Origin of the sequence: Puniceibacterium sp. IMCC21224 (genome assembly GCF_001038505.1) — a bacterium.
Taxonomy (GTDB): Bacteria; Pseudomonadota; Alphaproteobacteria; order Rhodobacterales; family Rhodobacteraceae; genus Puniceibacterium.
Genome location: NZ_LDPY01000001.1, coordinates 3,004,183 through 3,023,244 on the forward strand (window position 1 = coordinate 3,004,183; position 19,062 = coordinate 3,023,244).

Consider the following 19,062-nt stretch of genomic DNA (forward strand, 5'->3'; position numbering starts at 1 on the left):
AACAGAAAATATGTCCGGTCGCGGCCAAGACAGCAACAGAGCAGCCAATCCTACCGCCCGACAACGCATGTCAGATCGCCACACGCGCCGAGGTGGTGACTCTTTCACCGCCGAGATGACATGCGTGCGCCGCCGGGCGCACTCCGCCGGGTCAGCCTGCGCTTACTCGCCGAACAGGGACCCCTGTTCCGGCGGTTTGGGGGCGGATTTGCGCGGAGCGGTGCCGCCAATCCGAAACCGGCCATCAGCAAACTGGATCTCCAGCCCCGAGGCCGCCGCCGCCGCTGCGCGCGTTGTGACCACCTGACCGTCGCCGCGCACCACGGCAAAGCCCCGCTCAAGCGTCGCCTCGTATCCCAATGTCAGACGCAACCGCTCAACCGCGTCCAACCGCCCCCGCAAGGTTCGAAGCTGCCCGCGTCCGGTCTCCGACAACCGCCGTTCCAGCCCGACCAAACGCTCACGCCCCGCTGCCAGATCGCGCTGAACCCCGCGCAGGCTCAGCCGATCCGACCGCAGTTTCAGCGATTCGCGACGTGCCGCCATCAGACGCACCAACGCCGGATCAATCCGGCCCGACCGCTCGCCCAGCCTGCGCCGCTCTGAATCCAGCCCGCGCGTTAACAGCGCGGGACGCAGACTGCCGGTGCGCTCTGACAATTGCACCCGACGCAGCTGTACAGACCGGATCAGCGCCTGCGGCAACCGGTCGGACAGCGTGTCCAGCCTCTGGCGCGGCCCATCCAGCAACGTCTCAGCCCGAGGCATCGCCCGCGCCAGATCCCGCAACCGCTGCCCCCTGACATCAAGCCGCTGCCCAACCGACCGTCCCAGCCGCGCCTGCATATCCCCGAGCCAGCCCAACAGATCCAACCGCACCGGCACCGCCAGTTCCGCCGCAGCGGTCGGCGTCGGCGCGCGCTTGTCCGACACAAAATCAATCAGCGTGGTGTCGGTCTCATGACCCACGGCTGAAATCAGCGGAATGTCACTTGCCGCTGCGGCCCGCGCCACGATTTCTTCGTTAAAGCCCCACAGATCCTCGATCGACCCGCCGCCGCGCGCAACGATCAGCAGATCCGGACGCGGCACCATCCCCCCGGGGGTCAGAGCATTGAACCCCGCAATCGCCCGCGCCACCTCGGGCGCGCATTTCGCCCCCTGCACTGCAACCGGCCAGATCAGCACCTTGCGCGGGAACCTTTCGCGCAACCGATGCAGAATATCGCGAATCACCGCGCCCGACGGCGAAGTCACGACGCCGATCACCTCGGGCAGATACGGCAGCGCTTGCTTGCGTTCCGGTGCAAACAGACCCTCGGCCGCCAGCATCGCCTTGCGCTTTTCCAGCATTGCCATCAGCGCGCCCATGCCGGCAGGGCGGATATCCTCAATCACAATCTGGTATTTCGACTGGCCCGGGAACGTGGTCAGCCGCCCGGTGGCGATCACTTCCATCCCCTCTTCGGGCTGGGTCTGCAATTTTGACGCCGTGCCCTTCCACATCACGCCCGAGATGACAGCCCGGTCATCCTTGAGATCCAGATAGACATGTCCCGAACGTGGTCGCGACACCCGCCCGACCTCACCCCGCACCCGGACAAAGGCGAATTCGCCCTCGATCGTCCGTTTGACCGCGCCAGACAGTTCGGAAACAGTGAATTCCGGCGCATTGCCGCCATCAGACGGCGCATCGTCGATCAGATCGGACATTCCTTACCCCACTTGTTCGGTCACGCACACCGGGGGGTGGGCGGACCTAGCTTGCTCTTGTCGTCCTCCAACCTTAGAACGCCCGGCAGGCAAGGCCAAGCAGGAGAGCGCCCATGAACATCCTCATTCTCGGCAGTGGCGGGCGCGAACACGCCTTGGCCTGGGCGGTGATGCAGAACCCAAAATGCGACAAGCTGATCGTCGCACCAGGCAATGCCGGGATCGCACGGATCGCGGAATGTGCGGCGCTCGACATCAACGACGGCGGTGCAGTGGTCCAGTTCGCCGACGAAAACCTCATCGAATTTGTCATTATCGGCCCCGAAGCGCCGCTGGCCGCCGGCGTCGGTGATCGTCTGCGCGAAGCCGGCCTGCTGGTCTTTGGCCCCTCAGCAGCCGCAGCACAACTCGAAGCCTCAAAGAATTTCACCAAGGAAATCTGCGCCGCCGCAGGTGCTCCGACCGCCGCCTATGGTCATTTCACCAACGCGGCGTCGGCCCATGCCTATGCCCGCCAACAGGGCGCCCCGCTGGTGATCAAGGCCGACGGACTGGCCGCCGGCAAAGGCGTCATCATCGCCGAAACCGATGAACAAGCCACAGCCGCCATCGACCACATGTTTGACGGCGCTTTTGGCGCGGCCGGCGCTGAAGTCGTAATCGAGGAATTCATGGCCGGCGAAGAGGCGTCGTTCTTTGTTCTCTGCGACGGTACAGACGTGCTGCCCATCGGCACGGCGCAGGACCACAAGCGCGTGGGCGAGGGCGACACCGGCCCCAATACCGGCGGCATGGGCGCCTATTCCCCCGCTCCCGTGCTAAGCCAGGCCATCGCCGACCGTGCGATGGACGAAATCATCCGACCGACTATGGCCGAAATGGCCCGACGCGGCACACCGTATCAGGGGGTGCTTTATGCTGGTCTGATGATCGAGGATGGCGCACCACGTCTGGTGGAATACAACGCCCGTTTCGGCGATCCTGAATGTCAGGTGCTCATGATGCGGCTGGGCGCGCAGGTGCTCGACCTGCTGCACGCCTGCGCCGAAGGCCGCCTTGCATCAGCGCAGGTCAACTGGGCCGACGACCACGCCCTGACAGTGGTTATGGCGACGCAGGGCTACCCCGAGGACTATGTCAAAGGCAGCGTCATCGCGGGCCTCGACTCATTGCCCGAGGGCAGCTGGTCGATGATGTTTCATGCAGGCACAACAGACGCGCCGGGCGGGATGATCGCCACCGGCGGCCGCGTGCTGAACGCCACAGCCCGTGGCACAACCCTGCAAGAGGCTCGCGATCGTGCCTATGCCCTCATTGATCAGGTCAACTGGCCCGAAGGGTTCTGCCGTCGCGACATTGGCTGGCGCGCGCTCTAGGGTCAGTGGATCCAGCCGCGTTGCCCACCGCAGGGCGGGGACAACGGCCAAATCAGTCGCAGCTCAGCGCCTTTTCAATGCTTTGAAGACCCGAATAGGGTCCAACGACCCTTGCCGTCAGCCGGTCGTTGTCCAGACGTGCCACCATCACCCGCTGCCAACCACCATCGGCCATGATCATTTCAAGGCCTGCACCACAGTCGCGAATTCCGCTCTCGATATGGTCCCAGCCGATACGATGGTTGGTCAGCCCGTCCAGATCGGCAACCGGGTGCAGCGCCCCGGTTTCGAACCGCCAGATCCTAAGCCGTTTCGCCAGATGCGGACGATCAACATAGGCAACCTCGATCCGCCCGTCACCGTCGAGATCCGCCGCCCCGACCGGAGCGAGCCAGCGATTGCGCTGACCGATATGCGGCGTTGCAGCGATTCGACCGGCTTCGCCCCAAATCGCAAGGCGGGCACCGCGCGTCAGGCTCGACTCGACCACGATCACCTCAGGCGCACCATCGCCATCCACATCAGCAAGCCGGGGTGCTGTATCCTCGAACACCAGCGCATCAGGAAGGACCGCCCGCAGCAGCCGACCATCGGTCAGGGTCAGCTCCAGTGCGCCCCATTCCACGGCATCCCCCAGCACACCATGATCATAGCGCGTCGTGGGATCAACATAGCGCGCCGCCCGGATCTCAGCCGCTACGATGCCGCCAGCGCCCTGCAGCACCAGCCACACAAACAGCATCAGCCACGCGCGGCGCCCGGAACTGCGCATCAGGCGCGACACAAGACGCCGCGCCCCCGTCATCAGATCTGTTTTTCCGGCATCTGAACCACCAGCCCGTCCAACGCATCCGTCACCTTGATCTGGCAGGTCAGGCGAGACCGCTCTGGATTGGGCTCAAACGCAAAGTCCAGCATGTCCTCTTCCATGTCGTCCTTGGCCGGCAGCTTTTCGACCCAGGCCGGGTCGACATAAACATGGCAGGTCGAGCAGGCGCAGGCACCGCCGCAATCGGCCTCAATTCCCGGAATGTTGTTGTCGCGAGCCCCCTCCATCACGGTCAGACCGTTGGCCACCTCGACCTCATGCGGGGTGCCGTTGTGCTCGATATAGGTGATCTTGGCCATGCGGAATCCGCTCCTTTAGCTGTTCTCGACTGTACCTAGTCAACCCTGATGCCGCGTTCCAGCCCCTTTTGCGCCACCACAGACCAGAAGCGTGCGCGCGTTCACAAATATTCCGTATATGTCTAAATTCAGAACGCATACCCTGCGCATGTCCAAACTGGTTCTGTTCCCAGGTCATTGGACCACGATCTCAGGTCGCCGACGCCTTCGGGCAGCTGCCCCGTAGCACCCTCAAATCTCGTCCTCGCGATATATGTCCGCGAACGGCCAGACGGTGTGCCGTCATGCTTTCCTCTGCCCGGAAAACCGGATATCGTTCCTTGCGACGCAGCCTGCAACACGAGGCCCGAGCAGCCATGATCCGCCCCTGCACCGCCCTGGCGGCGCTGACCTTTGTTGGGGCCTGCGCCCCTGCCGATATGGCAACCCGGGCAGAGATGCAGGCGGTCGCCGTCGAACACGCGCCAGATGGCAGCTGCTTTGCGCGCGAAGTGACTCCCGCAGTCTATGAACAAGTGCCGGGACAAGTGCAGGTTGTGCAGGCGGAATATACGTCTGACGGCACGATGACCCGCCCGCCGATCTACCGCAACGCCTCGGTGCCGCGCATCGTGCGCCCGCGTGGGGAAATTCGCTTTGCCGCCCCATGCCCGGCCCAGATGACCCCCGAGGTGATCTCCTCGCTCCAGCGTGCGCTCGCTGCCCGAGGGTATTTCAACGGTACCGCCACCGGTCGCATGGACGCCACCACCGTCGACGCCGTGCGGCGGTTCCAGACTGACCGCGGCCTCAAGAGCGCGCATCTCTCGCTCGAGACCACGCGCACTCTTGGCCTGATCGCAGTTGAAACCAACGTTCCCTGATCCAGGCATCCCCGCTGGTCGACGTCATTTGCGCAACGACAGAAAATCATCAACACCAACGAAAAAAGGGCGCCTAAACGGCGCCCTCATCTCGAATCGTTACCTTGATCCCGAAATTATTCGGCGTCGAGGTTCAATGCCACAAAGCGTGGATCCCCGCCGCGCCGTACCAGCAACAGCAGCGATTTACGCCCAGCGTCCTCGGCGGCGTCGATACGATCCTGTAGATCGCTAAGGCTGAGTACCGCGCTCTGGCCTGCCTCGGTGATGACGTCCCCCGCACGCAGGCCCTTGCCAAACGCTTCTGAGGTTTCAACAACATCCATCACGGCAAGACCCTTGATATCGTCCGAAAGCTGTAGCTGCTCACGGATTTCGGCCGTCAGCGGGCTCAGCGTCAGACCCAAAAGCTCGCTTTGCTCCGGCTCTTCGGGCTCCATCGATTCGACATTCGGCGTGGCGCCTTCAGCCTCTTCACGGCGTCCCAGCGTAACCTTGAGCGTCTCAGTCTTGCCCTCGCGGTTGACCTGCACCCGCACGGTTTTACCGACCTCGGTATTGCCGACCTGCCGCACAAGACCGCGCGTGTCCGCCACTTCGTGGCCGTCAAAGCTCAGGATCACATCGCCAGACAGCATCCCGGACTCCATCGCCGGACCTTCGGGCACATCCGTCACCAGCGCGCCCGCAGTGCTGTCGAGTCCCATCGCCTCGGCCACATCGTCGGTCACGTCCTGGATTCGGACACCCAGCCAGCCGCGCCGCGTCTCGCCAAAGTCCTTGAGCTGTGTCACCACCCGCGTCACCACATTCGACGCCATCGAAAAGCCAATCCCGATCGAGCCACCATTCGGCGACAGGATCGCGGTATTCACCCCGATCACATCGCCATCCATATTGAACAGCGGACCACCGGAATTGCCCCGATTGATCGCCGCATCGGTCTGGATATAGTCGTCATAGGTGCCGCTGAGTGCGCGGTTGCGCGCCGATACGATACCCGCACTGACCGAAAACCCCTGCCCCAGCGGGTTGCCCATCGCCATCACCCAATCGCCGACCCGTGCCACATCGCTGTCACCGAAGTTGACGAATTTCAGCGGCACCTCGGCCTCGACCTTGAGCAGGGCGATATCGGTGTTTGGATCTGTACCAACCAGCGTCGCGGGCAGTTCGAACCCCTCAAAGAATTCGATCTGGATCTCATCCGCGCCCTCGATCACATGATTGTTTGTCACCACATAGCCATCTTCGGAAATCACAAAGCCAGAGCCCAGCGCCGAGGACCGACGCGGCCGGTCGCCTTCGCCATTGCGGTCACGAAATTCGCGAAAGAAATCCTCGAACGGAGACCCCTCGGGAACGATGCCTTGCGGGCCTGTCCGCCCTTCGACCGTGGTCGAGGTGGTGATGTTCACCACCGATGGACTGATGCGGTCCGCCAGTTCGGCAAAGCTCTTGGGAGCGCCCTGCGCTGCGACCATCAGCACCTGCGATAGAATCAGCAACATCGACAACGTTGCCATCCAGAACAGCCGCAGCGGTCTGGCGGTGTCGCGTGTCAGGGCGATAACTTGTGGTTTCACGTTGGACTCCTTGTTTCCGGCACTTTCCGCGTCTGGCGCGTCGTGCCCGTCTCCTCACTGTAGGAAACATAGCCCTAGCAGAGCAACACGCAAAGATAGCCTTACGTCATCAAGCGTATGTGACCCGATCGTGACAGTGTCGTCAGGATGCGCCGGGGCACGGCGCACCCCGGCTATTCCTGGCCTGCTAGCGTTAACATTTCGCGAAGAGGGCCCAGCCGGACGGCGGCCCCCAAAGGTCCATCCAATCAGCCCAGCACCTTAGCAACCCAGACAAATACCAGCCCAAAGGCCAGCGCGCCAAGACCGATCACGCGGCGCATATCATGCGGCATCATCCGCAGCGCTTCGAGCAGTTGCTCGACAAGCGAAGGGGCCAGTGCGTACACCAGCCCCTCGATCACCAGGACCAATCCGATCCCGTATAGTAAATCCGCGCTCATTCCGCGACGGATACGCTGCCGGACGGTCCCTGCTCAGACTTGAAGTAGTCAAAGAACTCGGAATCCGGTGTCATCACCATTGTCGAATTGTCTCCCGACAACGCGTTCTCATAGGCCTGAAGCGAGCGGTAGAAGGCAAAGAATTCCTCATCCGCGCCAAAGGCTTCGGCAAAGACCGCATTGCGGCGGGCATCGGCCTCACCACGGATGACCTGCGCTTCACGCTCGGCCTCAGACAGGGTCTCGGTCACGGTACGGTCGGCCAACGCGCGCACACGCTGCGCCGCCTCGTTACCGCGTGCGATCTCGTCCGCAGCTTCGCGTTCACGTTCGGCACGCATCCGGGCAAAAGTCGCCTCGAGGTTCTGCGCAGGCAGGTTGGTTTGCTTGAGCCGCACATCGACCACATCCAGCCCCAGACCGCGCGCAGACACCCGTGCCTGATCGCGAATGCGCGTCATCAGACCGCGACGATCCTCAGACAGGATGGTGTCGGATGTAACCTGATCAGCCCCCAGAACTTCGCGGATCTGCGCATTCAGAACCGAGGACAGACGATCCTCGGCGGCGCGGATGCCACCGACACCCACCGCCTGCCGGAACTGCACCACATCCGAAATGCGGTAGCGCGCAAAGGCATCCACCACCAGACGCCGGTCATCCGACGGCGTCACTTCGATGGTTTCAGTATCCAGCGACAGAATACGGTCGTCGTATTTCACCACGTCCTGAATGAACGGCACCTTAAACGCGAGGCCCGGATCTTCCTTTACCGCTTTGATCTGACCAAATTGCAGCACCAGCGCCTTTTCGCGCTCGTCCACCACAAAGACCGACGACCAGACAGCGATCACCACAAGCACGAGCACCGGCAGAATGAAATTGATTTTTTTCATGGCTCAGTTCCCCGCCTGCGACGTTTGCGACCGGTTCAACTCGTTCAGCGGCAGATACGGCACAACGCCGCCCCCCTGCCCGTCGGCACCTGTCACCGATTTGTCGAGGATCATCTTGTTGACGCTGCCCAGCACCTTTTCCATCGTCTCGATATAGAGACGCTTGCGGGTCACACCCTCGGCTTTGCTGTATTCTTCGAGCACCGAGGTAAAGCGGCTCGCTTCACCCAATGCTTCGTTGACGACCCGGGCGCGATAACCTTCGGCCTGCTCGCGAGTCTGTGCTGCGGCACCACGAGCCTCGGCCAGAACGCGGTTGGCATAGGCATCCGCCTGGCGTTGCAAGCGGTCGCGTTCCTGTTCAGCGGCCTGCACTTCGCGGAACGAATCGATGACTTCGCGGGGCGGATCGGCGGTTTCAAGGTTCACACGAACGATGCTGATGCCGCTTTCGTATTCATCAAGCGTGGTCTGCACGTCCTGCATCGCGGTATCGGCGATCAGACCCCGGTCCCGGTTGAGAATCGGCGCCAGATTGCTGGCGGCAATGATCTCGCGCATGACAGATTCCGATACGGCACCCACGGTCAGTTGCGGGTCACGGATGTTGAACAACAGCTTGGCCGGATCGTTGATGTTCCAAACCACCTGAAACTCGATATCGACAATGTTGGCATCGGTGGTCAGCATCAGACCGTCGCCGTTGTTGCCGCGCCGCGCGCCGATATTCTCGGTCCGCTCGGAGGTAACATTGACCACGTCGTAGGTGACAAAGGGCCATGGTGCAAAGTTCAGCCCCGGATTGCCCGTCGAGGAATACTTGCCCAGGAACAGTTCAACCGACTGCTCTTCGGGTTTGACTGTGTAAAAGCTGGAAAACGCCCAGACCGCAAACGCGCCCAGAACCGCCAGACCAATGGTGCCACGCGTCAGGCGCGGGCCATTGTCACCACCACCGCCGGATGAGCCGCCATTCAGGCCGCCACCATTACCGCGTCCCCCCATGAGCACGCGCAGGCGTTCCTGGCCTTTTTTGACCAGTTCGTCGATCTCGGGGATCTGCGGTTGGTTGTTGTCGGGTCTGCGACCACCACCGCCTCCACGGTTGCCATCCCCCCCTTGTCCGCCGCCGCCGCTGCCCCAGGGGCCGCCGTTGTTGCCTGCCATGTAGTCATTTCCCTCTTGGTCGATCTTTTATATAAATGTGCGCTCTGGCGCGAATTTCAAGCGGTTCTGACGGGTTTGCGCATCGTCACCAGCTCTTCTGACATGGTTGGATGTACCGCTACGGTGCGGTCGAAATCTTCCTTGGTGGCGCCCATCTTGATCGCGATACCGGCCATCTGGATCATCTCGCCGGCGCCGGGGGCCACGATATGACAGCCCAATACCTTGCGCGTCGCCTTGGACACGATCAGTTTCATCAGCACCCGGTCGGGTTTGTCGATAAAGGCGCTCTGCATCGGACGAAAGGAGGTCGAATACACCTCGATTTCTTCGCGCTCGCGCGCGGCCTCTTCGCTCAGCCCCACTGTTCCCATCTCGGGTTGGGTGAACACCGCGCTGGGGATCAGATCATGGTCAACCGGCGTCGGGTTGCCCTTGAACACCGTTTCGACAAAGGCCATGCCCTCGCGGATCGCCACCGGTGTCAGATTGACCCGGTCGGTCACATCGCCGATGGCATAGATCGACGGCACTGCGGTCTGGCTGTAGCTGTCCACTTCGATCTGCCCGCCGCGTCCCAGTTTGACGCCCAGATCTTCAAGTCCTAGACCTGCGGTGTTGGCCTTGCGTCCCGTGGCAAACAGCACCTGATCAAAGACTGTCTCGTGTCCGGTGGTGGATTTGACCCAGACTGGCCCCTGATTGCTCCCGGTTGAGGCTTTGGTTTGGTGCGTCGACTGTCCTGCGGCCCGCAACACATCTGGCCCGGCGCCTTGCCCGGCTTCAGCCGCCTGATCAGCAGGGCACATATCCAGAATATTGGTGCCTGTATGCAATTTGATGCCACGTTCGCACATCGCGTCGGCAATCAGGCCGCGTGCTTCGTCGTCAAAGCCGCGCAGAATCTGCGCACCGCGATAATAGACCGTCACATCCACGCCCAATCCCTGAAGGATGCAGGCAAATTCGCAGGCAATATAGCCGCCACCGATGATCAGGATACTTTTGGGCAAGGCCGCCAGATGAAAGATGTCGTCCGAGACAATACCAAGATTAGCGTTCGGCAAATCCGGGCGCACCGGATGCCCGCCGGTTGCGACGAGGATATGCTTGGCAGTCACAACGTCACCATTGTCGAGCGCCACGGTATGCGCGTCACGCAGCGTCGCGCGACTGTCGAACATCTTGACGCCCGAACCATCCAGCAGCCGCCGATAGACCCCTTCGAGCCGGTCCAATTCACCATTCAATCGCTTTGAGAACGCGGCCCAGTCGAATACCCCGCGCGTCACGTCCCAGCCATATCGTCCGGCCTCATCGGCCACTCCGGCATATTCACTGGCAAAGACCATGAGCTTTTTCGGCACGCAGCCACGGATCACACAGGTACCGCCATAGCGGCTCTCTTCGGCCAGCGCGACCTTGGCTCCCGCCTCACCTGCCGCCACACGTGCGGCACGGACCCCGCCCGAGCCACCGCCAATCACAAACAGATCATAGTCAAAATTCATGCGGGCCTCCCGGAACGATATATCCACACTGGTATCCCACATGGCCCGCGCCTTGGCCAGAGCTTCGGCCTTACAAATGGACGCCCCCCTCAGAACACCGCACGAGACGTAACAACGCGGAAATCGACGTCTTTAGGCTGCACTATCATGGCGCGAAAAGATCGCGCAAAAGATGACGTTGCGGCAGGTGGGTGGTTTTATTTTCGCCTAAAAAAATTAACCTCATCCACCATTTCAGCCCTAAATGCGGGCATTCATGTGCAGGAAAATAGATTTCATACGACCAAAGTGCCATACGGTAATTTAAAATTAATAAATTGGTCGATGTCGACCCAGGCCGCTGGCGCAGCTTATAGTTGTAGCATAGCAGAGCCACGTGATATCCACATACCATCGACAGTGTTCGGCACAGGTCTTCGCGTACTGCTTTAATGCATCCGCCGGTTTTCGATGGGTCGAAGGTGAAACCATCGACATATGCAGGCCGAATGCTGCCAAAGGTATCGAATACCTGCAATCTGATTGGGGGTCGGCAGGACATGAACAATAGCAAGCAAGTGTTACGACGCGATATTCTGCGCGTCGCCGGTGCGGCGACACTTATGTTCGCCGCTGGACCGGTACACGGCCAGCAAGTCTACAAAGCGCATAACGCCCTGCGTCCTGGGGAATACATCTGGCATCCTGAGCGGCGGCCCAATGGGCCCATTTCGATCATCATTTCGAACGATGAACAACATGTGCATGTCTACCGCAACGGATTTGAAATTGCGGTTTCTACCTGCTCGACCGGCATGTCGGCCAAAGCGATCCCAACCGGCGTCTTTGTTGTGCAGCAAAAGAACAGAACCCATCGGTCATCGACCTATGAAAGCGTGCCAGTGCAGAATGCCGACCTGCTGCATTGGAGCGGTATCGCATTACACGCGGACAATGTTGCCGACAATCACTCCGCCGATGGCTGTGTGAGCTTGCCGCTGGAATTCTCGGTCCGCCTGTTTGACGAGATTCATTTAGGCTCGCCGATCATCATCGCTCCCACCCACATACACCCGTTGGAGATTGAGCACCCGGGTATGATCCTCGCGGACTATACCGAGCAGCAATTCGCAGGCGTTGTTGAAACGCTTGGCGCACGAAAACCGCCGTCTGAATGGACTCTTAGCGAGAGCTATCCGATCATATCGCTGATTGTATCGTCGTATGACCGCAAAATCATGGTCATAGAAAACGATATCCCGGTCGCCGAAGGTCCGCTGCACTGGGACGGCGCACCGCTGGGTCAACATGTGTATGTGCTCAGGGGGGCAAACAAAGAGGCGAAAAGCATGCAATGGCAGGCGCTGAGCTATGGCGTCGACGGTCAGGACAGCGTGCACGATCTGCGCCGCGTGAAGGCCGAAGCCTCCATGTCTGACACCATCCTACGCTATGCCCATCCGGGGATGGTCCTAGTCTTTACCGACAAGCCATTGCGGCCAGAAAGCCGATCGAGCCGTGATTTTGTCATTATGTCGTCGGTAAGCTAACCCCGAGCAACCAAACACCTGCGTTTGACCGCGGCGGGGAACCATCGGCACACCGCCGCAAGAGTGCCCGCAATCAATTCCCTGGGACGCGCCACACCAGCGCCGCAGATCTTAGGCCGCTGCCCTGTCTGCATCGAATCAGTGATATACGTACGCTTCAGCGCCTTGGCGGGTAGCGTCAGTGCGCCGCCTGGCGTGGGGTTTTCTGCCGAAACGGCAGAAAACTTCCACAATGCAAGTGACGTAACGGAAATCCCTTGACTCACCGAACTCATGGTCGCTCCATATCCCCACAATTTATAGCAAATCCACTTTTATCCAGGACACAGAGCTATGCAGATTATTGTCAATACGAGTGCTGACGTAATCAGCAGCACCGATGGAGTCACAAGCCTTCGCGAGGCGGTGAATGCCGCAGCCTCAGTACAGCGTGCGGTTCTCATCACCTTTGACCCCACGGTTTTCGGCACTTTTTCAACGCCCGGCGGCGGCGTGACGTATTTCAACCTGGTAACCTTGCAGGAGCGTCTGAGCATTCCCGAAGGCGCCGAGATCGTGATTGACGGCAGCCTTGCCAATGGTGTCGATGTCCGCATCGGGGTTGGTGGCGACCGGTTCTTTGATGTCGACGCAGGCGCACGCCTGACCCTGCGCGATCTGCGATTGGAAAACGGTAGCGATATTGGCGCGAACGGCGCCTTTGGACATTACGAAATCCCGGCCCTCAGCGGCGGAACCGAAAACGGGACAAATGACGGTGAGGCTGGCAACGACGGCAACTCGTCCGAGATCGGCGGTGCCGTAGGTGATACCGCCGTGGGCGGAATTCAGAACAACGGCCACCTGACGCTGGAACGGGTGATGTTCAACGGCCTGACCGCCGTTGGCGGCAATGGCGGGCCGGGTGGCGCCGGCGGTGATGGTGGCGACGGTGGCAATGGCGCGCTGGTGCAGACTGTGCCGACCGGGGAAATCGTTTCGGTCACCGGGCCAGACGGCTGGCTGCACAACAACTACAACCCGGTGGTCGTCGCCTCGGGCCCGATTGGCGATGGCGGTGACGGCGGCGATGGCGGTGATGGCAGCGACGGCGGCGGCGGTGGGCGTGCCGTTGGCGGCGTGCTCAATGCGGGCACCCTGGTCCTGCGCGATGTCGGCTTCAGCAATGTCACCGCCGAGGGTGGGCGCGGCGGGCTGGGCGGCACCGCAGGCGCAGGTGGTGACGGCGGTGAGGAAACCGCAGTCGTCGACCCCGGCTGGGTTCTGGACATACTGCCCGCGCGCGCGGGCGCCATCCTGCTGCCGATCGAGCCAACACTCGAGAATTACGAGGGTATCCGCTTCAGTCCGCATATCTTCGAGCCGCAGGATTTTGGCCTGTTCATCCGCACAGGCGTTGTGTTCGTGAACCCTGGAGCTGAAGAGCCCTGGCAGGAACACGGACTTGGCAATATCGGCGTCGGCAAACACGGTGATGGCGGCGATGGTGGCGATGGCGGCGATGGCGGCAACGGCGGCAACGCGGTGGCTGCCGTTTACAATCTGGGTGCCGTGACCGTCGAAGGCGCGCTGGCGTCGCCGCATGTCAGCACGCTGGTGGCCGGCTCGGGTGGATTTGAAGGCGCATACGGCAGCAATGGCCTCGAAGGGTACTGGCTCAGACCTAGGGTCGGCGCAGGAGGAGAGCGCGATATCGCCTTTGAATGGGGCGACCGGCCGTTCATCTGGAACGATTCCGCCTTTGCGAACAGCGCCATCCCCGGCGTCGTCGGTCAGTTGGGCGCACTTGGCGTGGCGGGCGTTGCAGGTACGGCACTGGATTTCGACGGTGTACCGGTGTCTGTCGCCGACAGCGCAGTCTTTGTTGAGGCGACCTCTGCCGTGGTCGAAGAAGGCGGCTATGTCGGGCTAAGCTTTACCCGTCTCGGCAACAATGATGCGGCGCTTGAGGTGGAATACAGTCTCTCGTTTGGCGGCGGGCTGGACCAAGCGGACTTTGAGGGCGGTCTGAACGCCACCGGCACCGTGAATTTTCGCGCAGGGCAGAGCGGCACCACCTTCTATCTGCCACAAGTTGTGGCTGACATGCTGGCCGAAGGCGCCGAGACCCTGACCATCACGCTAAGCGACATGACGGCGGCGGGTGTCGGTTTCAGCAGCAGTGCAACGGTGCGTATCGTCGATCCCGGCGGCTCCGCGAATTTCGAATCCGGCAGCGCCTTTGACGACACGCTGTTTGTCAACGATGGCACCGCGACCGGCGGCGACGGCAATGACCGGCTGTTCGGTGGCGACGGCAACGAGACGCTGGACGGCGGTGCGGGAAATGACCTGTTGCAGGGCGGCGGCGGATCGGACCAACTGACCGGCGGCGCCGGGGCGGACATATTCTCGTTCATTGACGCCTTTGGCAGCGATATCGTCACCGATTTCAACGCCGCCGAAGATATGATCGAGACGAACCTAGCGTTTTCCCAACTCAACATCGTGCAGGAAGGCGCGAATGTGCGCATCATCGCAACGCCTGCCCCCGCCCCTGCGGCACCCGGACCCGGCGAGCCGCTGGTGGCTTCGGCCGAGAGGCCCAGCGGGTCGATCCTGTTGCAGAACGCAAACGCGGCCGACATCACCCAGGCCGTGATCCAGACCATCGACCTGCCCGCCCTACCCGTTGACGACGTGGTGACGCAGCCGGGGATGTTGACTGCGCTCGACGACAGCTTTGCTGCATCTGGCGCAGCGGTGACCGGCAATCTCTTTGACGACAATGGCAGCGGCGCGGATCAGGTCGGCAGCGGCACGGCATTACGTCTGGTATCGGCATCGGTTGCCGGTACGCCACTGGTGCTGGGCAGCGCCACGACGCTTGCCTCGGGCGGCGTATTGACGGTGAACGCCGACGGCAGCTTTGCCTACGATCCGACCGCGGCCTTTGGCGGCGCCACCGGAACCGAGTCGCTGAGTTATGTGGTTACCGACGCGGTTGCCGGTGGTGGTGGTCTACCGCTGACGTTCCCGGCTTCGGTGGAACTGACCGACATCATCGGGGGGGACGGTGCCATCGGTTTTGTCGTTGATGGCGCCAGCGCGGGGGATCGGACCGGTGCCAATGTCAGCGCTGCAGGTGACGTGAACGGCGACGGCATCGACGATCTGCTGGTCACCGCCTTTGGCACTGGCTCGGGATCCGCGGCCGACGAAGGCAAGGCCTATGTGATTTATGGCAGCGCCAGCGGTTTTGACCTGACCGGCAGCACCTACGATCTGGGTACGCTGGATTTCGGCGATGGGTCGCAGGGCTTCCGGCTGGGCGGGATCGCCACCGGCGACCGCAACGTACTGGCAGTAGGATCGGGCGGCGACATCAACAACGACGGCATCGACGATCTGGTGATCTCGACCGAGCGGGGGAGCGCCAGCCCAGAATTCCGGGTGTACGTGGTCTATGGTTCGGACAGTTTTGCGGCTCAGATCGACCTTGAGGCGATCGCAAATGGCGACGGTAGCGCAGGATTCTCCTTTGATCCCGGAGCGGCAGCACTGGCGATCTCGCTCGACGGTGATATCAACGGCGATGGCGCCGACGATCTGGTCATCGGTATCGAAGGCTTCCTCGGGTTTGGCGCGGCGGCGGTGATCTTTGGCCAGGACGGTCCGGTAAGCGCCGACACTTTGACCACAAATGACATCCGCAACGGCGACGGCACCCAAGGCTACATCCTGCGCGGGCGCCAGGATCGGGATTTTGTCGGATCGTCGGTCGATATCGTTGATGACCTGAACGGCGACGGCATCGACGATCTGCTGGTCGGCGCGCCGGGCGCCAACATCGCGTCGACCAACGAAGGGCGCGGGTTTGTCCTGTTTGGCAACAGCACCAATTTCGACGATGCGGACGGAACCATCATCCTTCAGGAACTGGTCGAAGGAGAAACGACCTACGGCTTTTCCATCGACACCAGTGCAACCGACTTTTCCGGCGGCAATCTGGCGGGGGTCGGTGATATCAACGGCGACGGGCTGAGCGATCTGCATTTTTCGGCCACCCAGTCTGGCATCGAAGACCTGACCTTTGTGGTACTGGGCAGCGCCAGCGGGTTCGACGTGACCGATGGCCGGATGACCACCGAGTCAATTACGGCGGGTGACGTAACCGGGGCCTTCGCCCTGCGCTACAATTCCGGCGGCCTGAACCTTGCCACGGGTGGCGATATCAACGGCGACGGGCTAGGCGATCTGATATTGCAGAGCAGCAGCGGCGATCCCGACTATTATGACTCGATCACCGTGCTGTTCGGCGCTGCAAACGGCTACACAACCCAATCTGCAACCATCGACGTCGCGGCCGTTCTGGCAGCCAATCCGGCAACCGGATTCGTGCTGAACAGCACGCCGGGATCGGATGGGGAACGGCTGACTGCGCTCTTCGGGTTATCCCCCCTGCTGGACATGTCATTGGATGCATCAGGGGATATGAACGGTGATGGCGTGGTCGACATCATCGTCGGCGACCCCTATATCGCCTCGTCGGTCCCCAGCGGCGGGCGCAGCTATGTGCTGTTCGGGCGCGGCGCGGGCAGCGACACGCCGATCGATACGGCAACCGCCACGGCCACAATCAACGTATCATTGCCCCCTGTGACGCAAACCACCCTCGTGTCGAGCCTAAGCCTGAACGAGGACAGCGTTCTGTCCGGTATCCTCGACGGCTCTGGCAGTTTTTCGCTGCAAACGCAGGCCGGTAACGGCACTGCGACAGTCGCAGCTGACGGCAGTTTCAGTTACACGCCCGGCGCCAATTACTTTGGTCCGGACGCTTTCGCCTACACCTCGGACATGGGGATCGGACTGGTCGATCTGTCGGTGCTGTCAGTCAATGACGCCCCCAATGCGGTCGCTGACATCGCCACCACCAATGAGACAACGCCGATCAGCATCGACGTGCTGGCAAATGACGCAGACATTGATGGGAATCCGCTGGCGGTGCTGTCCGCCACCGACCCGGGGCGCGGCGCAGTCATCATTGTCGACGGTGAGGTGCTGTTTTCGCCCGATGGCGATTTCGACTTTCTGCAGGCGGGCCAGAGCACCACGGAAAGCTTTGAAGTGACCGTAAGCGACGGCGACCAGAGCGCCACATCCATCGTCACCGTCACTGTCACCGGCCAGAGCACCCCGGCGATGACCTTTGCCGACACCGCCAGTACGACCGAGGGCGTTGCCGTCACGGTTGATGTGCTTGCCAATGACACAGCAGGGGATAGCGGAACGCTGACGCTGATCTCGGCCTATTCGGTCAACGACGCAGCCCTTCCTCCGGACGATGCCAGCATCAGTCCGGTCGCCATCGTGAACAGTCAGCTGGTCTATACGCCGCAGCCCGGCGCGACCGGACTTGACCAGGTGGTTTATCTGGCCAGCGATGGCACAACCGAAGTGACCGGCGGGCTAACCGTGACAGTAAATCCAAGCCCGAGCCGCCCTGTGGCGGTGGATGACAGCGCCACAACCGATCAGAACAACGTGATCACCGTGGATGTCCTGGCCAATGACACAGATCCAGACGACGACCCGCTAACCCTGACCGGGGCAGAGCAGATCCTGCCCGCAACGGCAAATGTCGGTCTGGTCGGCATTGCCGCCGGTGGCGTAACCTATGACCCCAACGGCACCCTGAATGCGCTGGGTGCCGGACAAAGCCAGCAGGTTTCGGTGATCTATGGCGTTTCCGACGGCACCGGGCTGGGCGCTGGGACGCTGGTTCTGACGGTGAACGGTGTGAACGATGCGCCAACAGCCATCGCCCTGACCGCCGATGTGCTGCCCGAGGATTCAGCCCCCGGTACGGATGTCGGAACGCTCAGCGTTACCGATATCGACACCGGCGACAGCCACAGCTTGACGCTGATCGAGGATTCCGGCGGGCGCTTTGTTATTGAAGGGAATGTGCTGCGGCTTGCCCCCGATGCCGCCCTGGATTTTGAGACCGCAGAAAGCCACCAGATTGTGGTGCAGGCGACAGACAGCGGCGGGCTGAGCGTGCAACAGACCTTTGACGTCAATGTGGGCGACGTGCTCGACACATTTGACGGCGACGGCGGGCCCAACCTGCTTACTGGCAATAACGATGCCAACCGGATCATGGGCCGCGGCGGCAATGACACGCTGTTCGGTTCTGGCGGCGACGACACGATCCGTGGCGGGTTGGACGATGACGAGATTGCAGGCGGCAAGGGCGCGGATCTGATTGACGCGGGGGCCGGCAATGACACCGCTTATGGCGGCGAAGGCGACGACACCATCGGCGGCAACTTTGGCCATGATCTGATCGAAGGTCGTGCAGGCAATGACAGTCTGGGCGGCGGCACCGGAATGGACACGCTGGAAGGCGGCACCGGAAATGACCGGCTGGGCGGCGGCGAAGGGCTCGATATGGTTGACGGTGGCGCTGGCGACGACTTTGTCGCCGGTGGCGGGCGCGACGATGTGGTCTCGGGGGGGGCTGGCGATGACACCGTGAACGGAGGCACTGGCAACGATACGCTAAGCGGCGGTAGCGGCGTGGACCTGTTTGTTTTCAATGCCCTGATCGCCAACGAAACCGACCTGATCGTTGATTTTGAAACCGGCATGGACCACTTGCGTCTGACCGGTATTGCCGGAATGGGGGCGGCGGGAAAATTCGCCGCCCTCGATCTGAGCGATGTTCTGATCAACGGCGAGACTGGCGTTGCGCTCGGCTATAACGGCCATGTGATTAATATGATCGGCGTAACGGCGGCAGAGTTGGATGTAGACGATTTTATCTTTGTTTAGGCATAGCGCGTGGTGTCAGCCCGGCACCCGACCC

General features: G+C 61.6%; 12 protein-coding genes. 4 read left to right on the plus strand and 8 right to left on the minus strand.

What is annotated here, in order from left to right; translation table 11 throughout:
- Positions 1-162: 162 nt before the first annotated feature.
- Positions 163-1,713: an exodeoxyribonuclease VII large subunit gene (gene xseA / locus IMCC21224_RS13900; RefSeq protein WP_047995862.1), complete on the minus strand. Its 1,551-nt coding sequence runs from the start codon at positions 1,711-1,713 to the stop codon at positions 163-165.
- A gap of 113 nt (positions 1,714-1,826) precedes the next feature.
- On the opposite strand from xseA, the gene purD reads away from it, so the two are divergent.
- Complete coding sequence (gene purD, locus IMCC21224_RS13905) at positions 1,827-3,089, plus strand: phosphoribosylamine--glycine ligase (RefSeq protein ID WP_047995863.1); 1,263 nt, start codon at positions 1,827-1,829, stop codon at positions 3,087-3,089.
- Between the two features lie 52 nt (positions 3,090-3,141).
- Here purD and IMCC21224_RS13910 read toward each other — a convergent pair whose 3' ends face one another.
- Together IMCC21224_RS13910 and IMCC21224_RS13915 are read right to left on the minus strand one after the other, a co-directional pair.
- Positions 3,142-3,894, minus strand: a complete 753-nt coding sequence (locus IMCC21224_RS13910) for a VCBS repeat-containing protein (protein ID WP_231582085.1) — start codon at positions 3,892-3,894, stop codon at positions 3,142-3,144.
- Positions 3,894-4,217: a 2Fe-2S iron-sulfur cluster-binding protein gene (locus IMCC21224_RS13915; RefSeq protein WP_047995864.1), complete on the minus strand. Its 324-nt coding sequence runs from the start codon at positions 4,215-4,217 to the stop codon at positions 3,894-3,896. The genes IMCC21224_RS13910 and IMCC21224_RS13915 overlap by 1 nt, the downstream gene beginning before the upstream one ends.
- A 284-nt stretch (positions 4,218-4,501) precedes the next feature.
- Here IMCC21224_RS13915 and IMCC21224_RS13920 point away from each other — a divergent pair, with 284 nt between their 5' ends.
- The gene (locus IMCC21224_RS13920) at positions 4,502-5,080 is read left to right on the plus strand and encodes a peptidoglycan-binding domain-containing protein (protein WP_231582086.1); all 579 of its coding nucleotides are present in this window, start codon (positions 4,502-4,504) and stop codon (positions 5,078-5,080) included.
- A 116-nt stretch (positions 5,081-5,196) separates the two neighbouring features.
- Here IMCC21224_RS13920 and IMCC21224_RS13925 read toward each other — a convergent pair whose 3' ends face one another.
- From IMCC21224_RS13925 to IMCC21224_RS13945, 5 genes are all read right to left on the minus strand, one after another.
- Positions 5,197-6,666, minus strand: coding sequence for a DegQ family serine endoprotease (locus tag IMCC21224_RS13925; protein WP_047995866.1), 1,470 nt, complete (start codon positions 6,664-6,666; stop codon positions 5,197-5,199).
- Between the two features lie 248 nt (positions 6,667-6,914).
- On the minus strand, positions 6,915-7,109 hold the full coding sequence (locus IMCC21224_RS13930) for a DUF2065 domain-containing protein (protein WP_047995867.1): 195 nt from the start codon (positions 7,107-7,109) through the stop codon (positions 6,915-6,917).
- Positions 7,106-8,005, minus strand: a complete 900-nt coding sequence (gene hflC / locus IMCC21224_RS13935) for a protease modulator HflC (RefSeq protein WP_047995868.1) — start codon at positions 8,003-8,005, stop codon at positions 7,106-7,108. Before hflC ends, IMCC21224_RS13930 begins: the two co-directional genes overlap by 4 nt.
- A 3-nt stretch (positions 8,006-8,008) precedes the next feature.
- A complete protein-coding gene (hflK, locus tag IMCC21224_RS13940; RefSeq protein ID WP_047995869.1) occupies positions 8,009-9,172 on the minus strand; it encodes an FtsH protease activity modulator HflK in 1,164 nt (387 codons plus the stop codon).
- 56 nt (positions 9,173-9,228) lie between these two features.
- Positions 9,229-10,683, minus strand: a complete 1,455-nt coding sequence (locus IMCC21224_RS13945) for an FAD-dependent oxidoreductase (protein ID WP_047997135.1) — start codon at positions 10,681-10,683, stop codon at positions 9,229-9,231.
- A 539-nt stretch (positions 10,684-11,222) separates the two neighbouring features.
- Between IMCC21224_RS13945 and IMCC21224_RS13950 the strand changes: the two genes are divergently transcribed.
- Together IMCC21224_RS13950 and IMCC21224_RS13955 are read left to right on the plus strand one after the other, a co-directional pair.
- The gene (locus IMCC21224_RS13950; protein WP_082135330.1) at positions 11,223-12,212 is read left to right on the plus strand and encodes a L,D-transpeptidase family protein; all 990 of its coding nucleotides are present in this window, start codon (positions 11,223-11,225) and stop codon (positions 12,210-12,212) included.
- Positions 12,213-12,545: 333 nt separating this feature from the next.
- Positions 12,546-19,028, plus strand: coding sequence for an Ig-like domain-containing protein (locus IMCC21224_RS13955; RefSeq protein ID WP_047995870.1), 6,483 nt, complete (start codon positions 12,546-12,548; stop codon positions 19,026-19,028).
- Positions 19,029-19,062: the final 34 nt, after the last annotated feature.

Bases quoted from the DNA above. Each gene is read 5' to 3' on its own strand.
- IMCC21224_RS13920 (WP_231582086.1), top strand. From the start codon at position 4,502: ATGCTTTCCTCTGCCCGGAAAACCGGATATCGTTCCTTGCGACGCAGC.
- hflK (WP_047995869.1), bottom strand. From the start codon at position 9,172: ATGGCAGGCAACAACGGCGGCCCCTGGGGCAGCGGCGGCGGCGGACAA.
- IMCC21224_RS13930 (WP_047995867.1), bottom strand. From the start codon at position 7,109: ATGAGCGCGGATTTACTATACGGGATCGGATTGGTCCTGGTGATCGAG.
- IMCC21224_RS13950 (WP_082135330.1), top strand. From the start codon at position 11,223: ATGAACAATAGCAAGCAAGTGTTACGACGCGATATTCTGCGCGTCGCC.
- IMCC21224_RS13910 (WP_231582085.1), bottom strand. From the start codon at position 3,894: ATGACGGGGGCGCGGCGTCTTGTGTCGCGCCTGATGCGCAGTTCCGGG.
- hflC (WP_047995868.1), bottom strand. From the start codon at position 8,005: ATGAAAAAAATCAATTTCATTCTGCCGGTGCTCGTGCTTGTGGTGATC.
- purD (WP_047995863.1), top strand. From the start codon at position 1,827: ATGAACATCCTCATTCTCGGCAGTGGCGGGCGCGAACACGCCTTGGCC.
- IMCC21224_RS13955 (WP_047995870.1), top strand. From the start codon at position 12,546: ATGCAGATTATTGTCAATACGAGTGCTGACGTAATCAGCAGCACCGAT.
- IMCC21224_RS13915 (WP_047995864.1), bottom strand. From the start codon at position 4,217: ATGGCCAAGATCACCTATATCGAGCACAACGGCACCCCGCATGAGGTC.
- xseA (WP_047995862.1), bottom strand. From the start codon at position 1,713: ATGTCCGATCTGATCGACGATGCGCCGTCTGATGGCGGCAATGCGCCG.
- IMCC21224_RS13945 (WP_047997135.1), bottom strand. From the start codon at position 10,683: ATGAATTTTGACTATGATCTGTTTGTGATTGGCGGTGGCTCGGGCGGG.